The organism is Aquirufa sp. Wall-65K1, assembly GCF_054558475.1.
In genome coordinates, this window is the sequence record NZ_JBPXKD010000001.1 from 107,384 (window position 1) to 132,053 (window position 24,670).

The 24,670-nt window shown below is 36.4% G+C and carries 22 protein-coding genes; 8 read left to right on the forward strand and 14 right to left on the reverse strand.

All coding sequences use genetic code 11. The annotated features are described in order from the left end of the window. Nucleotides 1–205: 205 nt before the first annotated feature. The 7 genes from ACST15_RS00500 to queA all read right to left on the reverse strand — a co-directional run bounded on the left by ACST15_RS00500 (nucleotide 206) and on the right by queA (nucleotide 8,946). The gene (locus ACST15_RS00500) at nucleotides 206–1,597 is read right to left on the reverse strand and encodes a Gfo/Idh/MocA family protein (protein ID WP_459452702.1); all 1,392 of its coding nucleotides are present in this window, start codon (nucleotides 1,595–1,597) and stop codon (nucleotides 206–208) included. Nucleotides 1,598–1,703: 106 nt separating this feature from the next. After that, entirely contained in the window at nucleotides 1,704–3,326 is a 1,623-nt protein-coding gene (locus ACST15_RS00505) for an NADP-dependent glyceraldehyde-3-phosphate dehydrogenase (protein ID WP_459452703.1), read from the reverse strand. A gap of 117 nt (nucleotides 3,327–3,443) precedes the next feature. Then, on the reverse strand, nucleotides 3,444–3,635 hold the full coding sequence (locus ACST15_RS00510) for a hypothetical protein (RefSeq protein ID WP_459452704.1): 192 nt from the start codon (nucleotides 3,633–3,635) through the stop codon (nucleotides 3,444–3,446). Further along, nucleotides 3,625–4,809 carry an MFS transporter gene (locus ACST15_RS00515; protein ID WP_459452705.1) on the reverse strand — a complete coding sequence of 395 codons (1,185 nt, stop codon included), beginning with the start codon at nucleotides 4,807–4,809 and terminating at the stop codon, nucleotides 3,625–3,627. Before ACST15_RS00515 ends, ACST15_RS00510 begins: the two co-directional genes overlap by 11 nt. Before the next feature lies 1 nt (nucleotide 4,810). Further along, the gene (locus ACST15_RS00520) at nucleotides 4,811–7,183 is read right to left on the reverse strand and encodes an efflux RND transporter permease subunit (protein WP_459452706.1); all 2,373 of its coding nucleotides are present in this window, start codon (nucleotides 7,181–7,183) and stop codon (nucleotides 4,811–4,813) included. Further along, complete coding sequence (locus ACST15_RS00525) at nucleotides 7,180–7,875, reverse strand: 2-C-methyl-D-erythritol 4-phosphate cytidylyltransferase (RefSeq protein WP_459452707.1); 696 nt, start codon at nucleotides 7,873–7,875, stop codon at nucleotides 7,180–7,182. Before ACST15_RS00525 ends, ACST15_RS00520 begins: the two co-directional genes overlap by 4 nt. Before the next feature lie 18 nt (nucleotides 7,876–7,893). Next, the gene (queA, locus tag ACST15_RS00530) at nucleotides 7,894–8,946 is read right to left on the reverse strand and encodes a tRNA preQ1(34) S-adenosylmethionine ribosyltransferase-isomerase QueA (protein ID WP_459452708.1); all 1,053 of its coding nucleotides are present in this window, start codon (nucleotides 8,944–8,946) and stop codon (nucleotides 7,894–7,896) included. 182 nt (nucleotides 8,947–9,128) lie between these two features. On the opposite strand from queA, the gene ACST15_RS00535 reads away from it, so the two are divergent. After that, nucleotides 9,129–10,424: a cryptochrome/photolyase family protein gene (locus tag ACST15_RS00535; protein ID WP_459452709.1), complete on the forward strand. Its 1,296-nt coding sequence runs from the start codon at nucleotides 9,129–9,131 to the stop codon at nucleotides 10,422–10,424. On the opposite strand, the gene ACST15_RS00540 is transcribed toward ACST15_RS00535, so the two are convergent. Next, the gene (locus ACST15_RS00540; protein ID WP_459452710.1) at nucleotides 10,416–11,204 is read right to left on the reverse strand and encodes a DUF3108 domain-containing protein; all 789 of its coding nucleotides are present in this window, start codon (nucleotides 11,202–11,204) and stop codon (nucleotides 10,416–10,418) included. The two genes, ACST15_RS00535 and ACST15_RS00540, sit on opposite strands and share 9 nt — an antisense overlap. A gap of 168 nt (nucleotides 11,205–11,372) precedes the next feature. Here ACST15_RS00540 and recA point away from each other — a divergent pair, with 168 nt between their 5' ends. Further along, on the forward strand, nucleotides 11,373–12,434 hold the full coding sequence (recA, locus tag ACST15_RS00545) for a recombinase RecA (protein WP_459452711.1): 1,062 nt from the start codon (nucleotides 11,373–11,375) through the stop codon (nucleotides 12,432–12,434). A 50-nt stretch (nucleotides 12,435–12,484) separates the two neighbouring features. On the opposite strand, the gene dnaA is transcribed toward recA, so the two are convergent. Then, nucleotides 12,485–13,903: a chromosomal replication initiator protein DnaA gene (gene dnaA, locus ACST15_RS00550; RefSeq protein ID WP_459452712.1), complete on the reverse strand. Its 1,419-nt coding sequence runs from the start codon at nucleotides 13,901–13,903 to the stop codon at nucleotides 12,485–12,487. Nucleotides 13,904–14,333: 430 nt separating this feature from the next. Then, nucleotides 14,334–15,185: a diacylglycerol/lipid kinase family protein gene (locus ACST15_RS00555; RefSeq protein ID WP_459452713.1), complete on the reverse strand. Its 852-nt coding sequence runs from the start codon at nucleotides 15,183–15,185 to the stop codon at nucleotides 14,334–14,336. A gap of 63 nt (nucleotides 15,186–15,248) precedes the next feature. Between ACST15_RS00555 and ACST15_RS00560 the strand changes: the two genes are divergently transcribed. Continuing rightward, a complete protein-coding gene (locus ACST15_RS00560; RefSeq protein ID WP_459452714.1) occupies nucleotides 15,249–15,653 on the forward strand; it encodes a MaoC family dehydratase in 405 nt (134 codons plus the stop codon). A 55-nt stretch (nucleotides 15,654–15,708) separates the two neighbouring features. Here ACST15_RS00560 and ACST15_RS00565 read toward each other — a convergent pair whose 3' ends face one another. Next, nucleotides 15,709–15,888 (reverse strand): histone H1, encoded by a 180-nt coding sequence (locus ACST15_RS00565; protein WP_459452715.1) that lies wholly within the window; start codon nucleotides 15,886–15,888, stop codon nucleotides 15,709–15,711. 156 nt (nucleotides 15,889–16,044) lie between these two features. After that, the gene (locus ACST15_RS00570) at nucleotides 16,045–17,298 is read right to left on the reverse strand and encodes an aminotransferase class I/II-fold pyridoxal phosphate-dependent enzyme (protein ID WP_459452716.1); all 1,254 of its coding nucleotides are present in this window, start codon (nucleotides 17,296–17,298) and stop codon (nucleotides 16,045–16,047) included. A gap of 122 nt (nucleotides 17,299–17,420) precedes the next feature. Between ACST15_RS00570 and ggt the strand changes: the two genes are divergently transcribed. Beyond that, nucleotides 17,421–19,112: a gamma-glutamyltransferase gene (ggt, locus tag ACST15_RS00575; RefSeq protein ID WP_459452717.1), complete on the forward strand. Its 1,692-nt coding sequence runs from the start codon at nucleotides 17,421–17,423 to the stop codon at nucleotides 19,110–19,112. Here ggt and ACST15_RS00580 read toward each other — a convergent pair. Together ACST15_RS00580 and ACST15_RS00585 are read right to left on the reverse strand one after the other, a co-directional pair. Further along, entirely contained in the window at nucleotides 19,109–19,807 is a 699-nt protein-coding gene (locus tag ACST15_RS00580; RefSeq protein ID WP_459452718.1) for a VIT1/CCC1 transporter family protein, read from the reverse strand. The two genes, ggt and ACST15_RS00580, sit on opposite strands and share 4 nt — an antisense overlap. A gap of 4 nt (nucleotides 19,808–19,811) precedes the next feature. Beyond that, the gene (locus tag ACST15_RS00585) at nucleotides 19,812–21,401 is read right to left on the reverse strand and encodes a peptide MFS transporter (RefSeq protein WP_459452719.1); all 1,590 of its coding nucleotides are present in this window, start codon (nucleotides 21,399–21,401) and stop codon (nucleotides 19,812–19,814) included. 164 nt (nucleotides 21,402–21,565) lie between these two features. Between ACST15_RS00585 and ACST15_RS00590 the strand changes: the two genes are divergently transcribed. From ACST15_RS00590 to dapB, 4 genes are read left to right on the forward strand one after another with little or no spacing between them, the layout of a single operon-like run. Beyond that, nucleotides 21,566–22,345 carry a ParA family protein gene (locus ACST15_RS00590; protein WP_459452720.1) on the forward strand — a complete coding sequence of 260 codons (780 nt, stop codon included), beginning with the start codon at nucleotides 21,566–21,568 and terminating at the stop codon, nucleotides 22,343–22,345. Between the two features lie 13 nt (nucleotides 22,346–22,358). Beyond that, on the forward strand, nucleotides 22,359–23,279 hold the full coding sequence (locus ACST15_RS00595) for a ParB/RepB/Spo0J family partition protein (RefSeq protein WP_459452721.1): 921 nt from the start codon (nucleotides 22,359–22,361) through the stop codon (nucleotides 23,277–23,279). A gap of 7 nt (nucleotides 23,280–23,286) precedes the next feature. Next, entirely contained in the window at nucleotides 23,287–23,946 is a 660-nt protein-coding gene (locus tag ACST15_RS00600) for a DUF5683 domain-containing protein (protein ID WP_459452722.1), read from the forward strand. A 4-nt stretch (nucleotides 23,947–23,950) separates the two neighbouring features. Further along, nucleotides 23,951–24,670, forward strand: coding sequence for a 4-hydroxy-tetrahydrodipicolinate reductase (dapB, locus tag ACST15_RS00605; RefSeq protein ID WP_459452723.1), 720 nt, complete (start codon nucleotides 23,951–23,953; stop codon nucleotides 24,668–24,670).

Below are 24,670 nucleotides of genomic sequence, written 5' to 3' on the forward strand. Positions count from 1 at the left end.
TAAGATTGCTCTACCTTAAGGCCTTAAGATTTGTCAACTTTTGAAAAGTTGACAAATCTAAGTTGACAAATCTAGGTTGACACATCTTAACAATTAAATACCCTTGTAATTAACTAAACCCCAATTCCTTTCTGATTTCAAATTTAGGGATAAATTAAAAAGATTATCAATTAAATGGATGTAACCTGTTGATAATCAGTATCTATTACTTGAATTTTTTCACTTTCATATTCAAGGCATCCCATTCAATTGGCTTCCCAATTTCTACCGAAGTATTACAAAGAACCGATGGACCTGCGGCTCTTAATCCGAAAGAAGCGTCTTCAAAAACCGGTTTGCCAGTTCTGATGGAATCAAAAAAGTTAATAAAATGATCTAAACGATCATCGTATCCCTGCGGAGCATTGAATTCAATCTCATCCAACACCTTCATTCTTCGATCTTCTGGGCTGTATTTAGCATTATATTCTGCTAGCATCGCATCTTGCATGGCTTTTGGAAAACTTTCTAATGAATCATAACCACCCATAGAAGCCACTTTTGCTCTTTTGAAATGCTTAATTTTAATTCCTCTGTTTTTTACTTCTATGACTCCCTCCGTACCAATTAACCGAGTTCCTTCACCGCCACCTGCACCATCGGCTAAATTTACGCGCGTCATGAATTGAAAAGCATTATGATTATCTGTTTTTCCATAAGTCATAAAACCCGTTAATAAGTCATATGCATCTCGTCCATCCTTCCAATAATTTAATGCACCCTGAGCATAAATTCTTTCTGGTCCCAATGAATTAGTCACCGTATGTAAGCCAGTTACATTATGTACAAATAAATCACCTGCCACCCCGGTACCATATGCTTTATAATTTCTCCATCTGAAAAAACGTACTGGGTCAAAAGCAACTTTAGGGGCATCTCCTAGGAACATATCCCAAGATACAGTTTGTAAACTTGCATCCGTTGGAATGGAATATTGCCAAGCACCATTGGCTGAATTTCTATCTGTATAGGCTTCCACGTAGGTGATTTCACCAATTGTTCCTTGTTGGTAATATTTACGGGCTTCTTGAAATACCACAGAACTTGCTCTTTGAGAACCTACTTGTAAAACCTTTCCGCTTGCTTTTTGTGCCGCTACTACAGCTAAACCTTCCTCCACATGATGTACCATTGGTTTTTCACAGTACACGTGTTTACCTGCTTTAAGCGCATCTATGGTAATATGGTCATGCCAGTGGTCGCTGGTACACACTAAGACAGCATCTATATCTTTGCGAGCTAAAATCTCCTTATAATTTCGAGTAACAAAAATATCTTTACCCCATTTCTCTTTTGCTCGATCTAGTCGTCCTTGATATAAATCAGCCACTGCAACTAATTCCACTCCTGGAACTTTTAACGCAGTGGTTGTATCATAATGACCAATAATCCCTGATCCAATTAATCCAATACGAATCGTATCGTTGGGACTTACTTTAATTTTATCTAAAATCTGCGGCAAAGATCTTTCATCAGCACCCAATAAAGGAATTCCTCCTAATAAGATGGATGTGCCCGCACTAAGTGATTGAATAAATTGTCGTCTACTTTTTTCCATTGGTTTGTAGCTTTAGTGTTGTCCAAATTACAAATTATCTGGAAATAAAAAACCCTAATCTAACCTGCAAAGGAAAAATTAGGGTTTTTATTAATCTTGAATCTTCTTATAAAATAAATCGAGTTGATAAGAAATTCGATTGTTGATTTTCAACAATTTGATTCACTATGTCCTTGTTAGCTTGGGTAGCTTTAGTGGCTACTACTGTACGGATTGAAAATGAACGTAGAGCAGCAGTTACAGAAAGTGTTCCTTCGGCAGAATCCTTACGACCTGTGAAAGGGAAGGAGTCTGGTCCACGCTGACACTGGGCATTAATATTTACACGAGAAACTTGATTTACCGTTTCATCGATCAATGCTGAAATTTGGTTTGGATCAGTTCCAAATATGGCTACTTGCTGACCATGTGATGATTCATGGATATAATCAATGGGAACATTGATGTCATCAAAAGGCACGACAGGAACAACAGGTCCAAATTGCTCTTCTGACCAAACTTTCATTTTCTTATTCACTGGATACAATAAAGCTGGGAAGAATAAAGATTTGGCATTTTCACCACCATGTTTATTTAATACTTTAGCCCCATGTAATTTGGCATCTTCAATTAATTCTTTCAAATAAGCTGGTTTGTTGGGTTCTGGAAGTGGGGTAATTTGAACCCCTGGATCCCAAACCATACCTACTTTAATAGCTTCAATTTTTTCAGCTAATCCTTTGTTAAATGCATCCGCTAGGCTACTATGAACAAAAATGATTTTGATAGCCGTACAACGTTGGCCATTAAATGACAATGAACCAAGTAAGCATTCATTGATGGCATTATCCAATTGAGCACTTTCGGTAACAATGGCTGCATTTTTGGCATCCAATCCTAAAATGGCTCTTAAACGATTCACTTTAGGGTGCATTTTCTTTAATTTGTCCGCAACTTTAGATGAACCAATTAAAGTTAATACATCAATTTTACCTGATTCCATCAACTGGGGTATAATCGAATTTCCACGGCCATATAGGGTATTAATTACACCTGCTGGGAAAGATTCTCTAAAAGCTTCTAATAATGGGTAGTGTAATAAAGTTCCGTGTTTCGGAGGTTTAAATAAAACGGTATTACCCATAATCAAGGCTGGGATAAGCGTAGTAAAGGTTTCATTTAAGGGATAATTAAATGGACCCATACACAATACTACTCCTAGCGGGGAACGACGAACTTGACCGATAATGCCTTCTTCAATTAAAAATGTCGAAGAATTTCTGTCAATGTCCTTTAAGGCCCCAATCGTATCATAAATATATTGAACCGTTCTATCAAACTCTTTTTGTGAATCAGTTAAGGATTTACCAATTTCCCACATCAATAATTTAACGACCTCGTCTCGTTTTAAAATCATCTTTTGAGTGAATTTTTCCACACATTCAATGCGCTTGTCAACCGACATGGAAGGCCACTCACCACGACCATTGGAATAGGCTTTTACACCTGCATAGAGAACCTCCATGGCATCCGTGGCATCGGTGATGGGATAGGAACCAATTCTTTTAGGTTCAAAACCTTTATCGGATTTAATATAAATAGGAGACCAAACATCTTGAGTTTTGCCTTTCCATTGGCGCATCTCTCCATTCACTAAATATTCTCTTTGTTCGATTGGTTTTACCAAATCGTATTCTTTTGGAATCTCTCCTTCTTTGGGAAACAGTTTTTCTAATTCACTCGATTGCATAGGTTTTATTTTTATGGTCGCAAATTTCAGCTATTTGAACTATTCAAAGAATTCATGGCATGTATTATTTGAATAGTAATACTATTTTATGAAAATATTATAAAAATTCTAAAATAGCTATGGGTTAATTTCTGTCATCAAGGGGTATTTTCTCCTGATTCGATTAATCTGAAATCGCTTTTGATCTGTAAAGCTAGCCTCATGTAATTGATTAAATTCACAAAGCCATGTAGAAAAGAGTTCGAAGTCATTGGTTTTAAAAGCCAATGAATCTATTTTTTTACTGATTAAATAGGTGTCAAATTCCATTTCTTGTCCAGTTTTTCCTGAAGGTTAATAAAACTACTAAAGCAATAGTAGCTAATAATCCGGAAATGAAAAAGGGGAGAGGTATCATTTGACTTAAGCCTTTATAGAGAAAACCTGATAAAAAAGCACCAATTCCAATTCCCATTTCTAGGGCTATATACATGGTGGCCATGGCTCTTCCCATATGATTTTTATGTGCTAAATCCGTTGTCCATGCCGCTAAGGTAGGTGTTGAAAATCCCCAAGATATCCCAAATAAAATGGCCGAAGCGATTAAGCTTAGGGCAGTAGGTGGAAAGGATAATAAAAACATAGCCACGATTAAAAAACCACATGAAATGATTAGAATGGGTATTCTACCGTGTTTATCTGAGCTTTTTGAAAAAAAGAAACGAACAAAAATGGAGGCTATGGTATAAATGGTAAAGTATAAACCCTTATTGTGCCAGCCCACTAATTTCGTGGTATCTGGAAGCAAGGTCACTACCACTCCCGATGAAAATGCCATCAGTAGCATGATCAAAAAGACTGGTGCAATTTTGGGTTCAAAAACATCATCCCAATTAATTTTAAATAAGCTCCAAGAAAACTTACTTTTCATACTTTTTGGTAATGTCTCTTCCAACCTAAATAAAATTAGAATGGATGCTAAAGCAAAAAGGGACGACACATAAAACATGGCTTGAAGCCCAATAGTATTAGCCAATCCCGACCCGATACTTGGTCCAATGGACATACCCGTCGCAGTAAATATTCCTAAGGTTCCTTGTGCTTCCCCCCGACGGCTCTCCGGTATAATATCTGCTACATACGCAGCTGTGGCAGTAGGTTTTGTCCCGGTCGACATACCATGAATGAATCGTAAAAACAAAAAGGCTTGCACCGTATGAACCATTGGGTAAATTCCACCACAAATAAAGCAAACGATGGAACCAAATGCCATCACTGGAACACGACCAATGTGGTCGGTTAGTTTTCCTGAAAAGGGTCGGCTGAGGCCAGCTGTTAAGGTAAAAAGAGCAATGATGTAACCGATGTATTCACTACCTCCCATGGCTGCCAAATAATCAGGGAGCTCCGGAATAATCATGGAAAAACTAGCAGCAAATAAAAAATTACTTGTACAGAGTAACCAAAAAGGAATGGTATAGATTTTTTCTTCCTGTATTTCCATCCTAAATTTCTTCCTCTATGATGGTATCAATTTCTTTTTTATTTAAACCCATCAAAAAGGCAGGCAAAAGAATAAGGTTACAAATCATGGCCATTAATAAAGTTATGGAGACCAAAATTCCTAATGCTTGAGTACCCTTAAAGGTTGAGGCCGTAAAGATGAAAAATCCAAAGAATAATATCATGGCGGTATAGAACATGGACACTCCCGTCTTTTGAATCGTAATTTGAACAGCCCTTTTTACATTCATCTGATTTTTCAACCATTCTTCTTTATATCTAGTTAAAAAATAGATTGTTCCATCGCTGGATATACCAAAGGCAATTGAAAAGATTAAAATGGTACTAGGTTTTAAAGCTATGTCAAAATAGCCCATCAAACCTGCTGTAATGATCAAAGGAATTAAACTAGGCAAGGTGGAAATGATAACCATCTTCCATGAACGAAACAAGAAAGCCATCAACAGGCAAATTAGGACAATCGCTGTGATGGTGCTTTCAATCAGATTTTTTTGTAAATATTCCGTATTGAAGGAATTAATGACCGAATTTCCAGTCACATTAGCTAGATAAGCCTTAGGGTTGTCCTTGGCTAATATTTCTCCTGTTTCAGGATCTGTCCTAAAAATACTATCGATTTTAGGTTGTAAAATTTGATATAACTCTTTTGTCCTAACAGTCCCTGCATCTGCCATTTGATAGGATATTCGGGTATGCTGTTTCTCTGGATCAATAAAGCCTGAAAACAAATTACTTTTTCCAGATAGACTGGATTGAAATTCTTTTAATTTATTTAGTTCATCAATGCCCGGTAAAGTAAAGTATTTCGGGTCTCCTCCTCGATAAACTTGATATAAATATTTAGTAGCCGTTAATATGGATAGCCCTGAAGTGAATTCAGGATATTTAGCCATTAGTTTTTCTGTCCTTTTCATTTTGGACAAAATCTCAGGACTTAAAGCCTTTCCTGGCGATTTGGCGTCCACAGAAATTTCAAAAGGGATAATGCCATGAAAATGCTTTTCTATAAATTTCAAATCCGTATATATAGCATTTTCACGGGGTAAATCATCCACAATAAATCCAATCGCTTTAATTTGTAATAATCCATAAACGGATATCATTAGCAATAAAATTACAGTTCCGTAAATGGATTTTCGATGATTTAAAACCCAATTCTCAATCTTGAATAAGAATAAATTAACTCGTTTAGATTCAAAATGAGCTAAATCCTTAGGTCGTGGAGGAGCCAAGAAACTAAAGAATATAGGGATCAATAATAATGACAATAAAAAGGTGAACATCACATTGACCGAAGCCACAATGCCGAATTCAACGAGCAATCCTGATCCTGTAAAACTGAATACTCCAAAGCCAATGGATGTAGTTAAATTCGCTAAAAATAAAGTTCTACCCACTTTCGAGGCACTTTCTTGAAGAGAAAATAACTTATCATTTGTCTCAATATAGGTTTCGTGATATTTGTTCAGTAAGAATATCACATTGGGAATACCGATGACTACGATGAGCGGAGGAATGAGTCCAGATAACAAGGTGATTTTAAATCCAAGGAATACTATAGTAGCCAGCGAAGCTAGTATTCCAATGATAATCACAATCAAAGCAAAAAAGACCACTTTAAAGGATCTGAAAAAGAATAATAGAATCAGGGATGTAACTAATATAGCCAAACCAAGAAATATGATTAATTCCTTTGTGACTTGAGAAGTATATTCAGTACGGATAAAAGGCATCCCCGAATAATGTATCTCTCGTTTGGTTTTTACTCGATACCCCTCGCCTAATTGCTTGATTTTCTTGACTAAAGTAATTCTACCTTTATCATTTATCGTTTTTTGATCTAATGTGATCAATAATAAATGAACCTTGCAGTCCTCTGTATATAGGAAATTGGTGAATATAGGTAGTCGACTAATCTTGCTTTTCAGACTGTCTAACCGTTCTTGTGTGGTGGCTACCTTATTATCCCAAATCGTTCTAGTTTTGAATTTTTTATCGACACTGTCAATATATACTTCTGGTAGGTTTGGTAAGGATAGGATATTCTTAATTCCTGGTAAATTTTTAATATCCAGACTTAACTTTTTCCAAGCATCAAATTCATTTGGCGTGAAAAGTTGTGGGTTTTCCAATCCAATAACCATGACATTTCCATCCTCACCATATTTCTTCTTGAATGATTCATACAGTTGAAAACGTTCATCTGTTTTGGGTAAAATTTTGGCTAACTCATAACTTAATTGTATTTGAGACGATTTGTAAATTAGTCCTGCGGTTAGTAGTGCTAATACAATCAGTATAACAATTTTATGTTTTAGAATATTGGCACCAATCCAATCCCAGGCATTTTTCATATGTTTACTTTTTGAGTTAATGCCTCAGCAATGAGCATATCCTCCGGCGTTGTAATTTTGATGTTGGAATAATTTCCTTCCACTAATTGAATATCAATCCCCAATAACTCTACCACACTAGCATCATCCGTAAAGAAATCTTGATAATCTTGTTGAAATGCTCTCTTTAAAATAGAGATTTCAAATACCTGTGGTGTTTGTATAATGCGGATATGATTACGATCAATAGGAAGGTAGATTTGTTCGTTTGCATCCCATTGTCGGATAGAATCCTTACTAGAAACCGCCAAGACGGCATTTCCATGCTCTTGTGCATGTTTAAATGCGTTCTGAATACTTGCTATTGATACCAAGGGACGAACCCCATCATGTATGGCAACAAGCGTATTTTGGTTTTCCCTTATGGCCTGTATGCCTCTTTGGCTTGAATGAAATCGAGTTTCACCACCTTGAACTAATTGGTGAGGACAATTCTGAAGAATTTCAGGGTGTTCTTGGCATAAATTATGCCAAGAATTGAACTGATTTTCAGGTAAAACTAAAATCAATTCAATGTCAGAAAATGCTTTTGTGAATTGTAAAAGGGTATGATATAAAATAGGTTTGCCTTGAAGAAGCAAAAATTGTTTAGGAACGGCACTTTTCATTCGCTGTCCAGTACCTCCGGCTACAATAATGGCATATTTCTTCAAAACAAACCCGATTTTTATTTAGATGATTAACATAACGTCACCATAACTGAAGAAACGATATTTCTCTTTGATGGCTTGTTGATATGCTTCATGAATTAACTCATATCCACCAAATGCAGAAGTCATCATCAAGAGAATAGACTCAGGTAAATGGAAATTAGTCAATAGCGCTGTAGGAATTTTGAATTCGTATGGAGGAAAAATGAATTTGTCCGTCCAGCTATTGATAGGCTTTAAATGACCGCTAGCTGATACAGAAGATTCCAATGCTTTCATCACTGTGGTTCCTACCGATAATACATGTTTTTTATTATCAATCGCTTGATTCACATAATCACAAGTATCTTGATTGATGATAAAATGCTCTGAGTCTGTTTTATGCTTGGTTAAGTCTTCTACGTCAACTTGACGAAAAGTACCTAAACCTACGTGCAAGGTAATAGGAGTGAACTGGGCACCATTAAGTTCCATTCTTTTCATGATGATCTTTGAAAAGTGTAAACCTGCGGTAGGAGCAGCTACTGCACCTACATGCTCCGCATAAATGGTTTGAAAACGCTCAGCATCCTCTGGAGTAGCTTCTCTTTTGGAACGAATTTCTTCAGGAAGTGGGGTCTCACCCAATTCGTGAATAGCCGCCATTAATGCATCATGATCACCATCGTATAAAAAGCGAATGGTTCTTCCACGGGAAGTGGTATTGTCAATCACCTCTGCCACCAAATCAGAATCACCAAAATATAATTTATTACCTACACGTATTTTACGAGCAGGGTCCACTAATACATCCCACAAGCGATGTTCACGATTCAATTCTCTTAATAAAAATACTTCTATTTGTGCACCTGTTTTTTCCTTGTTTCCATACAATCTAGCAGGAAAAACCTTGGTATTGTTCGTTACTAAAACATCTCCCTCTCCAAAGTAATCAACGATATCAGTGAATTTTTTATGTTCAATGGTTTTGTTTTTTCTATTTACAACCATCATGCGTGCGTCTTCGCGGTTATCTGTTGGATGTAAAGCAATTAAACTTTGAGGTAAATCGAATCTGAATTCAGATAATTTCATTCGTATGGGGTTTGAAAATGAAAACTGATGAATTAATACAATCAATGATTAGTTCAAACAGTCATTTATTTTTGGAAATAAAAAACAATTTGTAAATATACACTTTTCAAGGGGGGCTTGTCAAGGTAATTTTTTGAAACAATCATTTGATAGCTCAGTTAACTCTTAGTAATTTGATTCAAATGAAAGATATTTCAGTTTTTTGGTTTCGACGTGATTTGCGTTTAAAGGATAATGTCGCACTTTTTGAAGCGCTTAGTCATGATTACCCCGTTTTACCAATTTTTATTTTTGATCCTTCCATTTTAGATAAATTATCAAATAAAAAAGATGCTCGAGTAGAATTTATACATCAAGCATTGAAAAATGTAAAAGCTCAAATTCAAAATAGGGGTGGAGATTTATTGATATGCCATGACAAACCTTTGGAAGCCTTCAAATCTTTGTCCCAGCAATATTCCATAAAAAAGATCTTCACCAACCATGATTATGAAAATTATGCCATTCAAAGAGATGCTGAAGTCAAATCATGGGCAGAAGCGCAGGGCATAATATTCCAAAGCAAAAAAGATCAAGTAATTTTTGAGAAAAACGAGGTATTGACGGGTCAAAATACACCTTATACTGTTTTTACGCCCTATTCAAGGAAATGGAAGGAAAAATTAGCAGCAAGTGAATTGAGTACATTTGATTCGGAGAACCTGACTAATTATTTAAATGCTAATTTTGAGTTTCCTAGCTTAGAGCACATAGGATTTCAACCATCTGGATTACATTTTCCAGCCATAAACTTTTCTGATGATATTATTCGTCAGTACCAAATAAACCGTGATTTTCCTGGATTAGATGCAACGTCCCGTATGTCTGTTCATTTGCGATTTGGAACAGTTTCAATCAGGGAATTAGTTAAGCGGGCCCTTGGTAAATCAGAAACCTGGTTAAATGAGCTAATTTGGCGGGATTTTTATTTTAATATCACCTTTCATTTTCCACATATTGGACAAGGTTTGGCCTTTAGAAAAGAATATGATCGAATGAATTGGCGAAATAATGAACAGGAGTTTGAGGCTTGGAAAAATGGTCAAACGGGTTATCCCATTGTAGATGCAGGAATGCGAGAATTAAATCAAACGGGTTTTATGCATAATCGCGTCCGTATGATTGTGGCTAGTTTTTTAGTCAAACATCTTCTAATTGATTGGCGCTGGGGCGAAGCCTATTTTGCCGAGCGTTTATTAGACTTTGATTTTTCAGCTAACAATGGAGGATGGCAATGGGCAGCAGGTTCGGGATGTGATGCAGCGCCCTATTTCCGAGTGTTTAATCCTTATTTACAAACACAAAAGTTTGATAAGGACTTGACTTACATTAGAAAATGGGTTCCTGAATTTCAGGAGTTTCATTACCCTAAACCAATTGTTGATCATGAATTTGCAAGAAAGCGGGTCCTAGCGGCCTACAAGGAAGCTTTAGGGTAAGGCAGTATAAATGGTTTTTCCTGCGATTTTATAATCTTCCAAATCAATGCTCAAAAAGCCAATCTTTAAATTGACTTCCATTTTGAAAGGAATTTGGTAGTTATCTTGACTTATCCAAAGGCGAATAGCATCCTTATCTTGAAATAAATTATTTTTTGGTAAAACCAGCGATGTTCGAATGCAATTTTTGGTTCCAAATTTACTTTCTACCTTTTCGAATCCTTTAACGATACACCATATTTCATAAATCTGACCATCCACTAATATCTTAGCACTCATTTTTTGACCAATCTCTAAGTCTTGAAGGTTTTTTTTACGAAGAAAATAATAGCCAGAAATCAAATCTAACATGGAGTTTGAAATGGAGAGATTCTTTTCTTTGGGAGTATTTTGTGGGGAAGAAATTTGGGCATAGCCTTTATCATGATAAAAATCTATCACTTCTTGTTTTTTGTATCGACCCTCCCTTTTATTCATTTCGGCTTTGACGGGCAAAAGAGTTGATGGGTCCATATAAGATACCCAAACATCCAATAGGGGACTGAATACATTAAATATTCCTACAGTCTTGCCTTCGATTTCAATTTTTCTGGTGGGAATTTGGCGAATGGAACCCAGATTAGGACTGCTTTTTATGTGGGCTTCTGCCGCATTGATGAATCCCAGGTGAATACGATATTTTAATTGCTCTCCACCTAAAAGAACATCTTTTTCTTGCGCTTTTACATGGAAGGATAGGCAAACAAACAGGAGTAAAAAAGTAAAATATTTTGTTTTCAAAAGGGTAGAAGGCTCAATTTTCGGCAAGATAAGTATTAATGAAATAAGAGTGTAGAATATCAAGTATTTTGATTAATAATTAGTGGCTATTTCCTATTTTTGTTTAGCTAAATGCAAAACTAGCAAAGTAAAAGTTACCTAGACAATTTTATCAATCAACATACCACCATGGCAAAACAAGCGAGCGATGCTCAAGGCTTATCATCCGAGAAATTAAAAGCCTTACAAACCACTTTAGAAAAATTAGATAAAGCTTATGGAAAGGGTACCGTTATGCGGCTTTCCGATAGTAAAGTTATGGATGTACCTGTGATTTCAACAGGATCTTTAGGTTTAGATTTGGCCTTGGGAATTGGTGGAGTACCAAGAGGTAGAGTGGTGGAAATTTATGGTCCTGAGTCTTCTGGAAAAACTACCTTGACATTACATTGCATAGCAGAAGCTCAAAAAGCTGGTGGAATAGCTGCTTTTGTTGATGCGGAACATGCTTTTGATCGTTCTTATGCCGAAAAACTAGGTATTGATACTCAAAATCTATTGATTTCTCAACCTGATAATGGAGAACAAGCCTTGGAGATTGCAGAACACTTGATTAGCTCGGGAGCCATTGATATCATTGTCATAGATTCAGTAGCTGCTTTAGTTCCTAAAGCTGAGATTGAAGGAGAGATGGGGGATTCTAAAATGGGTTTACAAGCGCGTTTGATGTCGCAGGCTTTACGTAAACTAACAGGTACTATCAATAAGACAGGATGTTGCTGTATTTTTATTAATCAATTGAGAGATAAGATTGGAGTCATGTTTGGAAGTCCAGAAACCACCACCGGTGGAAATGCATTGAAATTTTATGCTTCTGTTCGTTTAGATATTCGTCGTGCTGGTCAAATTAAAGAAAGTGCAGATTCTATCACAGGTAACCGTACCCGAGTTAAGGTGGTTAAAAATAAATTGGCGCCTCCTTTTAAAGTGGTTGAATTTGATATCATGTACGGAGAAGGAATTTCTAAAGCCGGAGAAATATTGGATTTAGGCGTTGATCTAGGCGTTATTGATAAATCTGGTTCATGGTTTTCTTATAATGGAAATCGTTTAGGACAAGGTCGTGATGCGGTAAAAGATTTAATTAAAGACAATCCAGAATTGATGGATGAATTAGAAGCCAAGATTAAAGAAAAGGTAAAAGGTGATGATTCTGTCTTACTAGATAAAGATGGGCTTGTAGAAGAGTAATATCAAATGCCTTTTAAATTAAAAAAGTCTCTCGAAATCGGGAGACTTTTTTAGTTAGCATTCAGGTTAAATCGATTAAATAGTTTTTTGACTGTTTTTTCGACTGATTTATCTGTTTCCATAGCTTCAGAAATAGACTGTACTGCATGGATGACAGTACTGTGGTCTCTTCCTCCGAAATGGTAACCAATCGACTTTAAAGGTAGATTAGTTAATTCCTTTAACATATACATGGCCACTTGCCTAGGGAAAACATTTTCTTTTTTCCGGCATTTACCTTGTAGGGTACTCAATTCAACAGAAAAGTGATTTGTAACGGCCTCTAGAATATTTTCTACACTTAATTCTTTTTCTTGCTCATTAACAATGCTCTTCAAGGTAGCCTTTGCCAAATCTAAATCGATCTCTTTTCTTGTTAATGAAGCTTGAGCCATCAAAGAAATAATAACACCTTCTAATTCCCGTACGTTGGTTTGAATCGAATGAGCTAAGTATTCTAAAACCTCAAAATCGATCTGAATACCATCATCTTGTAATTTTTTCTGAATAATGGCAATTCGAGTTTCAAAATCAGGTTGTTGTAAATCTGCTGTTAGGCCCCATTTAAAACGACTCAACAAACGATCCTCCATACCAGCTAAATCACGCGGAGCACGGTCAGAAGATAAAATGATTTGCTTACCCGATTGATGTAGGTGATTGAAAATGTTAAAGAAGGTTTCTTGCGTTTTTTCTTTTCCTGATAGGAATTGTACATCATCAATGATGAGTACATCCACCTGTAAATAAAAATTAGTAAATGCTTCTATCGAATTATTTCGAATAGCATTGACAAATTGATTTGTGAATTTTTCGGTAGAAACGTACAATACAAACTTCTCAGGGAATTGTAATTTTATTTCGTTCCCGATGGCTTGAATTAAGTGTGTTTTCCCTAAACCCACGCCTCCATAAATCATTAAAGGGTTAAAAGAAGTCAATCCAGGCTTGTTTGCAACGGCCATTCCAGCAGCTCTGCCTAATCGATTGCAATCACCTTCAATGAATTTATCAAAAGTGTATTTTGGTATCAGGTAAGAATCCAGCTCCAATGAATCCAAGTTTTTAAATTGAAATGGATTTTTTGCAGCCTGATTATTGGTGAAATCTTTATGCGTGTTTTGTTGATTCGTCGTTGGTAAATTAAAAGACAAAGGTGGGTTCTTGCGATCTCCCTTGTCTACAATGATGGAATATTCCAGCATACCTTGACGACCAATCGTATGATCAATTGCTTTTCTCAGAGATGAAACAAAGTTTTCTTCCAACCATTCATAAAAGAATTGAGAAGGTACTTGAATCGTTAACGTGTTATTTTGAAATTTTAAAGGAACAATTGGGCTAAACCAAGTCGTGAAACTTTGCTCAGAAATATCATCACGGATGATATTCAAGCATTTATTCCACAATTCAGTTACTTCCATTTGCATAAAAAAATCCTTTTGTTTAGGGTCAAAAAATCCTCGTTGAAGTAGTAGCCATAAAAGACATACTTCAAATGTTTAAAATTTCAAATAATGGTTTGGGTACCTAGTGAAGCGCCAAAGCTTTACTTAAGCGGGGAGACAAAAATAGTAAAATTCAAGGTCGTTCCAAATCTAAAAAAAAATATTTTCAACTTATTTTTACTAAAAAAAGTGCCTTAAAATTTGGAACTAAAAATTGTTCAATTTTTATGTACTTCTGGTGTATTTTGGCTTGAAAAAATATAAGAAAAAAAAATAAAAATATTTTGAATCAAAAACGTAGTTATTTAAACAAAGTCTACATTTAAAAAATTTGAACAATTGTTAATCTGTTGAAATACAATTAGTTATAATTATTTTGAATAAAAAACAGCCTTTTCGCTTAATTATGGCACTATACAATTACCTGCAAATTTTTTGCTTGAATTTGAATGCTATGCTCTTGGACTTTTGTACTTAAATTTTCACCATCCATATGGTAAAAAGTGCCAATTGGGACGCTGAAATCAAATCTTTGACTCGATTGTATACTGACTTTTTTATGTTTAGGTAAACTTTTAGAAAATAGGCTAATTCCAAGTTGGGCTGATTCCCAAATAGTTAGCGGTTTTACCTTAACAACTTCAAAGTTTCCATCTTGAAGATCAGAGTAGGGAGAAATGTAGGCATTATTTCCAAATTGATTTGCATTAGCAAAAGTCATGGAAAATATTTCTTCTTCTTTCTGATTTAGTTCTTGAATCTGAATAGGTCGGTAATGGATGATAGACCGTAAAGTGCATTTAATGTAATTTATTAATCCTCTCTTTTTACCTTGGGCAAACTGGTTAGCAACTAAGGCATCAAATCCTATTCCCGCCGTACAAAAGAAGGCATCTTGGTTCCAGTAAGCTACGTCTATACTTATTTCTGATCCATGGATGGCTTGCTGTAAGGCCTTTGAAAAATTTAAATCTATCCCCAAATGCCTAGCTAATCCATTCCCTGAACCAATGGGAATGATTCCTAATGCTGTATTTGACCCTATTAATGCGCTAGCAACTTCGTGTATTGTTCCGTCACCTCCAATGGCAACGACTCTCTGCGCTCCATTTCTCAAGGCATAAAGGGCTAATTCTTGCGCATGGCCTGCATATTCCGTTAAATGTAATTGGCTATTTTCAATCTTTTCTAATTTTTGAAGCATTTGCTTTTTACTTGCATTACTTTTGCTTCCGGAATTGGGATTGTAAATGAAGTGAATCATGCTATTTAATTTCAATCACAAAGTTAGACTCTATTTTTCAATATTAATTAATATACTTTCAATATGTATTCAGTCGGAGATAGTTACGAAATTGAATTTAGCTTTACACAGGAGCAGGTAAACGACTTTTGTAAAATATCAGGTGATTTTAACCCTTTACATTGGGATGAGGAATTCGCAGCTCAAACGGTTTTCAAGAAACCCATAATTCATGGAGCGCTGATCGCCAGTATTTTTTCGCGTGTTATGGGGATGGAATTTCCTGGACAAGGAAGTGTCTATCTAAGCCAATTGTCTGAATTTAAAAGACCTTTGTACGTTGACCTTGTTTATCAAGCTAAATTTAAGGTCATTGCCATCGATCCTGTCAAACATACAGCGGAAATTCAAACTCAGGTTTTTGATAAGGAGAGGGGTAAACTGATGGTAGATGGAATAGGTAAAGCCCTAAACACAGAGAAATTTTAATATAAAAAAGCCCGATACGATGTAACGGGCTTTTTTTAATCAAGAAATAAACTAATTATTTTCCTGCGTTCTTCTGATTTTGAACTTCAGTACGAATTTCTTGAGCTAAAGTTTTTAATTGCTGTAAGCCACCTCTTACGCGTGTTCCTGCTGCTTGATTACCCTTATCGTAGAATTTTTCGAAATCTGATTCTAATGACATAACTAGGTCTTTAACTTGTGCAAATCTGCTCATAATAATTTGATTTTGTAGGTTGTAAAAATAGATTGTCTTATTTCGCTGTTTGAAGCGCTTATAAGGCGAAATTTAACAAAAAACTTAATCCATACAAACTATTTCTACGAAAAAACCCAAAAAAAAGTTAAAAAAGTTAAAAAATGCTTAAAAAAATTACTTAGTGGCATTTAAAACCTTATAATAACCGTCTTTTAATCTTTTTTGAACCTCTGCGAAACATTCGGTGGTATATTCAATATCCGCTTGAGTATGAGAGGATGTTGGGATAATTCTCAACATAATCTGTCCTTTAGGAACTACCGGATATACAACAATACTACAAAATATACCCATGTTTTCGCGTAAATCTCTAACTAAGGAGGTAACGGCAGCAATATCATATTCGCCATGCAAGAATACAGGTGTTACCGGTGATTGTGTTTCTCCAATATCAAATCCTTTTTCTTTAAGACCCTTTTGTAAGGAGCGTACGTTTTCCCATAAACGTTCTCTTAATTCGGGATGTTTTTTAATTAACTCTAAACGCTTCATTCCACCAATGACAAAAGGCATAGGTAATGCTTTGGCATAGGTTTGAGAACGCATATTGTATTTTAAATACATGATGATGTCCTTTGGTGCAGCTACAAAGGCTCCAATGGCTGCCATGGATTTGGCAAACGTAGAGAAATACAAATCAATCCCTTCAGTACAATTCAAATATTCACCCACACCTCTTCCATTTGCACCCATGGTTCCAAATCCATGTGCATCATCTACCAATAAACGGAAGTTGAAGTCCTTCTTCATCTCCACAATCTTATCTAAGGATCCAACTTTTCCAGACATACCAAACACACCTTCGGTAATGACTAGAATTCCACCTCCCGTTTCTTGGGTCTTTTTGGTAGCTCTTTCTAAATTCTTACGCAATGAATCCATGTCATTGTGATTGAATTTATAATAATCTCCCATTTTAGCTTTATGTAAACGGATACCGTCAATTAAACAAGCATGAGATTCAGCATCATATACGATGATATCACGGTGATCAACCATACATTCGATGATTGACATGACACCTTGATACCCATAGTTTAATAAGAAACTGTCTTCTTTACCTACAAATTCAGCTAATTGTCTTTCAAATTCTTCATGCTCATCGGTATTTCCAGACATCATACGTGCACCCATTGGGTATGCTAAACCATATTTAGCTGCCGCATCAGCATCAGCTTTTCTTACTTCTGGATGATTTGCCAGGCCTAAATAGTTATTTAAAGACCAGTTGAGCATCTCCTTTCCCATAAAGGTCATTCTTGGGCCAAGTTCTCCTGTTAACTTTGGAAATGAAAAATAATGGTGGGAGTAATGCGCATGAGCACCGATAGGCCCCATGTTTTTGACAACTTTCTCGAAAATATCCACTGTAAGTATCTGTTTTAATTAAAAAAACTTAAAATATTCACAAAGTTAAATTATATTTTTGTTATGGCAATGCTCTAATTGAGCTTTCAATATTGGAATGTTTTCAATTTTAATTCTTCACCATGCAACAAACTAAGCTTTTCTTCCTGTTAGCCTTCTTGATTGGTACTCCTTCTTTTTCACAAACGCTCAAACCTGTCGTGGAATCAAGTAAAGGAATGGTTGTTTCTACGCATCCAGCATCTAGTGATATTGGACTTGCTATCCTAAAAAAAGGCGGAAATGCCATTGATGCTGCGGTTGCTGTCAATTTTGCATTAGCCGTTTGCCATCCTGCCGCTGGAAATATTGGAGGAGGAGGTTTTTTGGTTTATCGGGATAAACAAGCTCAAACTTTTGCTTTAGATTTTAGAGAAAAAGCTCCTTCGAAAGCTTTTAGGGACATGTATTTAGACGAAACTGGGGCTATAATTCCCGGTAAAAGTCAAGCAGGCATTTTTTCAGTTGGGGTTCCAGGCGCTGTGGCTGGGATGGAAGCCATGCATCAAAAGTTTGGTAGACTAGCTTGGAAGGAGCTCGTTCAGCCTGCCATTGATTTAGCGAGAAATGGGGTTGTTTTAACGGAAAAAGAAGCTAGAGGCTTGAATGGTCAGAAATCTGATTTCCAAAAATTTAATTTTGGAAAGAATTACCTGATTAAATCCAATGATGAAAAATGGCAAAAAGGGGATTTGTTGGTCCAAGAGGACTTAGCACAATCCTTAGAACGTATTGCTAAAAGAAAATCAAAGGGTTTTTATCGTGGTAAAACGGCTCGACTTTTGGTTCGTGAGATGAATCGTCAGGGAGGAATCATGACCAAAAAGGATTTAAAAGCTTATCAAGCTGCTTGGAGAAATACGGTGAGTTTTGAATATAAGGGTAAGAAAATTATTAGTATGCCACCGCCTTCTAGCGGAGGTATTGCTTTAAATCAATTAATGAAAATGGTTGAACCTTACCCACTTTCCAGCTGGGGTGCTCAGTCAGATTCTACGGTTCAAGTTATGGTAGAAGCAGAAAGAAGGGTTTACGCCGACCGTGCTAAATGGTTAGGGGATCCGGATTTTGTTAAAGTACCACAATCAGAATTGACCAATCCAATTTATATCCAGGAAAGAATGAAAGACTTTAGTTTTGAACAAGCTACTTTAAGCTCTTCAGTTGCTGCCGGACAATTCCCTGCTTATGAAAGTCCTGAAACAACTCATTATTCGATTGTGGATGAAGAAGGAAATGCTGTATCTATTACAACTACTTTGAATAATAGTTATGGAAGTAAGGTATTTGTGGGAGGAGCAGGATTTCTATTGAATGATGAAATGGATGATTTCAGTGCCAAAGCGGGTTCTCCTAATTTGTATGGTTTGATTGGTTCTAAGGCCAATGAGATTCAACCGGGTAAAAGAATGCTATCAAGTATGACTCCTACCATAGTGGAGGAGCAGGGTAAATTGAAAATGGTCGTGGGAACACCAGGTGGTTCTACTATTATTACCTCCGTGTTTCAAGTAATATTAAATACCCTTGAAATGGGAATGAATATGCAACAGGCTGTTGAGTATCCTCGCTTTCATCACCAATGGATGCCAGATCAAGTTTTATTTGAAAAAAATCGTTTTAGTTCCGAGCAATTAAACCGATTAAATGGAAAAAATTATAAAATGGTTCCTAGCAATGGAATAGGTTTGGTGGAAGGAATTTTTGTATTGCCTAATGGAAAACTCCAAGGTGGAGCAGATTCAAGAGGAGATGATACTGTTTCTGCCTATTAAAAGAGTTTAGCAACCATGAAGGCAGCTCCAGCCGCAGCAGCTCCAATGGACATGACTTTAAGGGCTCCAATAATGGGCTGCTGTCCAGTCATTTTACTCTTGAAATAGCCAAATATAAATAAAGCTAGTAGCGTTATGATGGCTGAGTAAATCAAGCCATCTTCTGGTTTATCTAAATAAAAATAGGGTACTAGGGGAATTAAACCACCGATAGCGTATGAAATACCTATTGTTAGCGCAGAATTTCTAGCGCGATTTGGGTTGGGTTTTTCTAAGCCTAATTCAAATCGCATCATAAAATCTACCCATTTATCTTTGTCACTAGCGATGCAGTTGACTACCATTTCTTGGGCTTCAGGACTTAAACCATAATCTTCAAAAACTTCTCGGATTTCTTCTTTTTCTCGATCAGGAACTCGTTCAACTTCATCATACTCACGAGCCAATTCAGCTTCATAATGTTCTTTTTCCGTCATTCCAGCCAAATAGCCACCTAAACCCATGGCAATGGAACCCGCTACTATTTCAGCCACTCCAGCCGTGGTAACAATATCATTACTAGACACAGCTCCTGAAAGTCCTGCTGCAAGGGCAAAAGGAACGGTTAATCCATCCGACATGCCAATTACGACATCGGTTAGGAAATCCGAACTTTTTAAATGTTTTTCGTGAAGGTGGTGATCTGGTCCATGCATAATATTATCGGATGCCGTGCATCATTCTTTTTAGAGGTCCAATGGCTAAAATATATAGAATTATGGCAGCTATTCCTGTTAACGTAACAAAAAGCATAAAAAATTCATATAAGTTGTGAATTTCAAATCCTAAGAAACTAGGGAAGTTGACCTGTCCAACCACCGCCTCAGCTGGTGGTAATAAAGCACCTAAAGTTCCAGCTAAGGCATAACCAGCTGCATTTGCTAAAAACCAAACACCCATTAACAGAGAAGAAAATCGTTTAGGTGCTAATTTAGAGACCAATGATAAACCAATTGGTGAAAGGCATAATTCACCCATGGTATGAAATAAGTACATGACAATCAGCCAGATAACGCCTAATTTATTATTTCCTAAATCTTTGATTTGAGAGGCAATGATTAAATAACCAATCGATAGTAACAATAAACCTATGGCTTGTTTAGCGGGAGAATTGGGTTCTAGACCTCTTTTATTCAGCCAAATCCAAAGCCAAGAAAAAGGAAATGCCAACAAAATGATGAAAAAGGAATTAGCATTTTGGACCGAGCTAGGAGGGAGTTCAATTCCAAGAAGATGAAGATCAGTCTGTTGGTCAGCAATGAAAGTTAAGGAAGAACCAGCTTGCTCAAAGGATGCCCAAAAGAATATAACAAAGAATGAAATTATGTACATCACCAATATTCTATTTCGCTCAATACTCGTAATGGTTTTGTCGGTGATGATTAAAAATGCTAAACTAATACCAGAGGAATAAATAACTGGGTAAATCCAATCCTTGATAATATTGGGTTCTTCTGTGATGAAGAAATAATGAAATGTGAATACCAATATAAAAAACAATACGACGGCACTAGCTATGGATTTGCTTGTAAATTCAGCTTTTTCAGTTTCTCCTTCAACGGAATTAGAAACGTTATTGGAAAATGGCTTTTCTCCAACGGCTAAACCATCTGGGTCTACTATAAACTTATTTTTGAGAAAATAGAAAGAAACGGTTCCAATCAACATCGCGGTTCCTGCAGCAAAAAATCCCCATTTAAAGGCTTCCAGCACTCGGACGCCATCTACTTTTACATCACCTAAAAAGGGGCAAATTAACATCCCTAATAAGGCTCCTGTGTTGATGCCCATATAGAAAATAGTGAAAGCCGCATCTAATCGATTGTCTCCTTTTCGATACAGTTGCCCTACCATGGAGGAAATATTTGGCTTGAAGAATCCGTTTCCGATAATTAAAAAAAACAAACCACCCCACATGAGATTTTGTGCCAATCCCAAATCCATGCTAAAGGTGCTGGCTGAGGAGAACATGAATATTTGGCCAATAGCCATGACAAATCCCCCAATTAAAATACAATTTCTATTTCCAAGGTAACGGTCTGATATATATCCGCCTGCCATGGTTGTTAGGTAACTTAAACCCAAAAATCCACCGTATAAGATGGAAGCATCAGTTTGTTTAAAAGCTAGGGCATTTACTAAAAATAAAGAGAGCAGGGCTCTCATGCCATAAAAATTGAATCGTTCCCACATTTCGGTGGAATACAAAACATAAAGGCCTTTTGGGTGACTGCTTGTGTTTTCGGACATAAAGGTTGATGAATACAAATACCAAGTTACAAGAATGTTACAAAATTTGATACAAAGTTCTTGATTTAATCTTGTCGCTGATTCGAAAAAAATGAATTCAGATGTGAAACATATTTTGTAATATTGTCCTTCATTTGTCCTTATAATTCTTCAGATTTTTAACCATGGGTAAAATCATTGCTATCGCTAATCAAAAAGGTGGAGTTGGTAAAACGACCACGGCTATTAATTTAGCAGCCTCCTTAGCAGCTTTGGAATTTAAGACTTTGATTATAGACGCAGATCCACAAGCAAATTCCACTTCAGGTTTGGGGTTAAATCCCAAAGAAATCACTCAAAGTATTTATGAGTGTATGGTTGGTTTGGCTAAAGTTAAAGAGAGTATTGTATCGACTGAATTAGATTTCCTAGATATCATTCCCTCTCATATTGATTTAGTTGGAGCTGAGATTGAGATGATTAATTTAAATAATCGTGAAGCTAGAATGCGAGATGCTTTAGCTGAAATCAAAGATTTATATGATTTCATCATCATGGATTGTTCTCCTTCATTGGGTTTAATCACCATTAATTGCCTCACCGCTGCCGATTCAGTCATTATTCCTGTTCAGTGTGAGTACTATGCCTTGGAAGGTTTAGGCAAGTTATTGAATACGATAAAAATTATTCAATCTCGTTTGAATCCTGGATTGATGATCGAGGGTATTTTATTGACCATGTATGACCTACGTCTTCGTTTATCAAATCAAGTGGTGAATGAAGTTAATAGTCATTTTAAGAATATGGTATTTGAGACTATAATTCCTAGAAATATTCGTTTATCAGAGTCCCCAAGTTTTGGTATACCAGCTATTTTGCATGATGCAGATAGTAAAGGTGCTATCAGCTACTTAAATTTGGCAAAAGAAATTATCACCAAAAACGGTTTGTTACAAGCTGTTTAGCAGATTAAATCATATGAGTGCAAAGCAGGAATCAAATTCAAAAAAAAGAATAGGTTTGGGTAGAGGTCTAGGCGCTTTGCTGGAAGATTCTGAAAGTGTATCTCATAATGCGAAACATTCCTCCGAATTTGCTGGTAGTTTAGAAGGTGTGAATTTGATGGATGAAATACCATTGGAGTACATTGAGACGAATCCCTATCAACCTCGCGAGCATTTTGAGCAAGAAGCCTTAGCAGACTTAGCTGAATCCATTCGTATTCAAGGAATCATTCAGCCCATAACTGTTCGGAAGATAGCTCCCAAAAAGTTTCAATTGATTTCAGGTGAACGCCGCCTTCAAGCTTCTAAATTAGCTGGATTAAAGAGTATTCCTGCCTATGTCAGGACTGCCGATGATCAGCAGATGATTGAAATGGCCTTGATTGAAAATATTCAGCGTGAAAATTTAAATGCCATTGAAATTGCTTTATCCTACAAACGTTTGATGGATGAATGTCAATTGAAACAAGAAGATTTAGGAAATCGGGTTGGGAAGAGTCGTTCTAATGTAACAAACTACATGCGTTTGTTGAAATTACCTATAGCCATTCAAGCCGCTATTCGTGATGCCAAAATTTCCATGGGCCACGCTCGTTGTTTAGTTTCTGTTGAAAATCCAGAATTACAACATGTTCTTTTTCAAAAGACTATTTCTGAAGAATGGTCTGTTCGTAAATTAGAAGATGCTGTTAGGCAGTCGGCACATCCGAACTTAGGGAAGTCAGATGACTCAAAAACACTACCTGTTGCTGAATTGCATAAAATCCAACAAACCTTTGCTAGTTTTTTCCAATCTCCCGTTTCTTTTAAAATGAATGAAGAGGGGAAAGGCGAATTGAAGGTAAGTTTTAAGTCAAAAGAGGAGCTATTAAAACTATTGAAAGCAGTACAATAGTCGAGCCATGAGGTATGCCACTAGCCCCGTTACATGTCGGGCCGTTTTTTGTTTATCATTTATTTTACTTTGCTCATGGGCATCTTTGGCCTTGAATGCGCCTATGGATACGGTAGCGAAAGAAAAAGATTTGAAACTTGATAGTGTCAAAACTTCCCAAGTACTTCCTTATAAAATTATTCCTCGTCAAGCCACCATAAAATCATTGATGATACCGGGGTGGGGTCAACTATATAACCGTCAATATTGGAAATTGCCTCTTGTGGCTGGTGCATTTATTACCTTGGGTATTATTGCAAATTACAACAATGTGCGTTATGAGAAATATAGGGCTTATTATTACATAGCCTCTCCGCATCCCGACGACCCAACTTATGTTCCCCCTGCTACTGTTGCGGTACCCTATGAAGATGGTTTGGTTCGGGATTTGGATGTGAATCAATTAAAACGATTAAACGATGGTTTTCGTAGAAATCGAGATTATACCTATATTGGGATGGTTTTGGCCTGGGCGCTCAATGTGGTGGATGCTAACGTAAGTGCGCATTTAAAGACTTTTGATGTATCGGATGATATAGCCCTGAAAATAAAACCCACTTTTGAATACCAGTCCTTTTCAAATGGTTTAGTTTCTGGTGTATCTTTGTCATTTAATTTTAAAAAGTAAAAGAATGAGAATAGTGCTGATTGGTTATGGTAAGATGGGCAAGGAAATTGAGCGTATTGCGCTGAATAGAGGACATCAAATTGTAGCTAAAATAGATATTGATAATCCGAACGATTTACTAGGCTTGAGTAAACAAGATGTGGATGTGGCTATTGAATTTTCTAATCCACAGTCGGCTTATGCCAATATTTTAATTTGCTTAGAAAAGCAAATACCCATAGTTTGTGGTACTACTGGTTGGTTAGAGAAAAAATCTGAAGTAGAGGAGCTGACTAAAAAATACGACTCAACCTTCTTTTATGCTTCCAATTATTCCATTGGCGTGAATTTGTTTTTTGCTTTAAATAAGCACTTAGCTAAGTTGATGGCTCCGCATGGCCAGTATGAAATTTATACCAATGAAATTCACCATACGGAGAAAAAGGATTCTCCAAGTGGAACGGCCATCACCATTGCTGAAGGTATAATAGAGGCATTTCCCAACAAAGATTCTTGGGTGAATAATGAAATACCACAAAGTAATCAAGTGGCTATTTGGTCTCAAAGAGAATCGACCAAACCTGGTACCCATACCGTTAAATACATATCCAAAGTAGATCAAATTGAGATGACACATGAAGCGTTTAGCCGAGAAGGATTTGCTTTAGGTGCCGTTATTGCAGCGGAATGGGTGAAAGATAAAAAAGGTGTTTTGGGGATGGATGATATGTTAAAATTAGATTAA

What these genes read in the sequence shown, in the direction of transcription:
- ACST15_RS00500 (WP_459452702.1), bottom strand. Translation starts at nt 1,597, where the DNA reads ATGGAAAAAAGTAGACGACAATTTATTCAATCACTTAGTGCGGGCACA.
- ACST15_RS00505 (WP_459452703.1), bottom strand. Translation starts at nt 3,326, where the DNA reads ATGCAATCGAGTGAATTAGAAAAACTGTTTCCCAAAGAAGGAGAGATT.
- ACST15_RS00510 (WP_459452704.1), bottom strand. Translation starts at nt 3,635, where the DNA reads ATGGAATTTGACACCTATTTAATCAGTAAAAAAATAGATTCATTGGCT.
- ACST15_RS00515 (WP_459452705.1), bottom strand. Translation starts at nt 4,809, where the DNA reads ATGGAAATACAGGAAGAAAAAATCTATACCATTCCTTTTTGGTTACTC.
- ACST15_RS00520 (WP_459452706.1), bottom strand. Translation starts at nt 7,183, where the DNA reads ATGAAAAATGCCTGGGATTGGATTGGTGCCAATATTCTAAAACATAAA.
- queA (WP_459452708.1), bottom strand. Translation starts at nt 8,946, where the DNA reads ATGAAATTATCTGAATTCAGATTCGATTTACCTCAAAGTTTAATTGCT.
- ACST15_RS00535 (WP_459452709.1), top strand. Translation starts at nt 9,129, where the DNA reads ATGAAAGATATTTCAGTTTTTTGGTTTCGACGTGATTTGCGTTTAAAG.
- recA (WP_459452711.1), top strand. Translation starts at nt 11,373, where the DNA reads ATGGCAAAACAAGCGAGCGATGCTCAAGGCTTATCATCCGAGAAATTA.
- dnaA (WP_459452712.1), bottom strand. Translation starts at nt 13,903, where the DNA reads ATGCAAATGGAAGTAACTGAATTGTGGAATAAATGCTTGAATATCATC.
- ACST15_RS00555 (WP_459452713.1), bottom strand. Translation starts at nt 15,185, where the DNA reads ATGATTCACTTCATTTACAATCCCAATTCCGGAAGCAAAAGTAATGCA.
- ACST15_RS00560 (WP_459452714.1), top strand. Translation starts at nt 15,249, where the DNA reads ATGTATTCAGTCGGAGATAGTTACGAAATTGAATTTAGCTTTACACAG.
- ACST15_RS00565 (WP_459452715.1), bottom strand. Translation starts at nt 15,888, where the DNA reads ATGAGCAGATTTGCACAAGTTAAAGACCTAGTTATGTCATTAGAATCA.
- ggt (WP_459452717.1), top strand. Translation starts at nt 17,421, where the DNA reads ATGCAACAAACTAAGCTTTTCTTCCTGTTAGCCTTCTTGATTGGTACT.
- ACST15_RS00580 (WP_459452718.1), bottom strand. Translation starts at nt 19,807, where the DNA reads ATGCATGGACCAGATCACCACCTTCACGAAAAACATTTAAAAAGTTCG.
- ACST15_RS00585 (WP_459452719.1), bottom strand. Translation starts at nt 21,401, where the DNA reads ATGTCCGAAAACACAAGCAGTCACCCAAAAGGCCTTTATGTTTTGTAT.
- ACST15_RS00590 (WP_459452720.1), top strand. Translation starts at nt 21,566, where the DNA reads ATGGGTAAAATCATTGCTATCGCTAATCAAAAAGGTGGAGTTGGTAAA.
- ACST15_RS00595 (WP_459452721.1), top strand. Translation starts at nt 22,359, where the DNA reads ATGAGTGCAAAGCAGGAATCAAATTCAAAAAAAAGAATAGGTTTGGGT.
- ACST15_RS00600 (WP_459452722.1), top strand. Translation starts at nt 23,287, where the DNA reads ATGAGGTATGCCACTAGCCCCGTTACATGTCGGGCCGTTTTTTGTTTA.
- dapB (WP_459452723.1), top strand. Translation starts at nt 23,951, where the DNA reads ATGAGAATAGTGCTGATTGGTTATGGTAAGATGGGCAAGGAAATTGAG.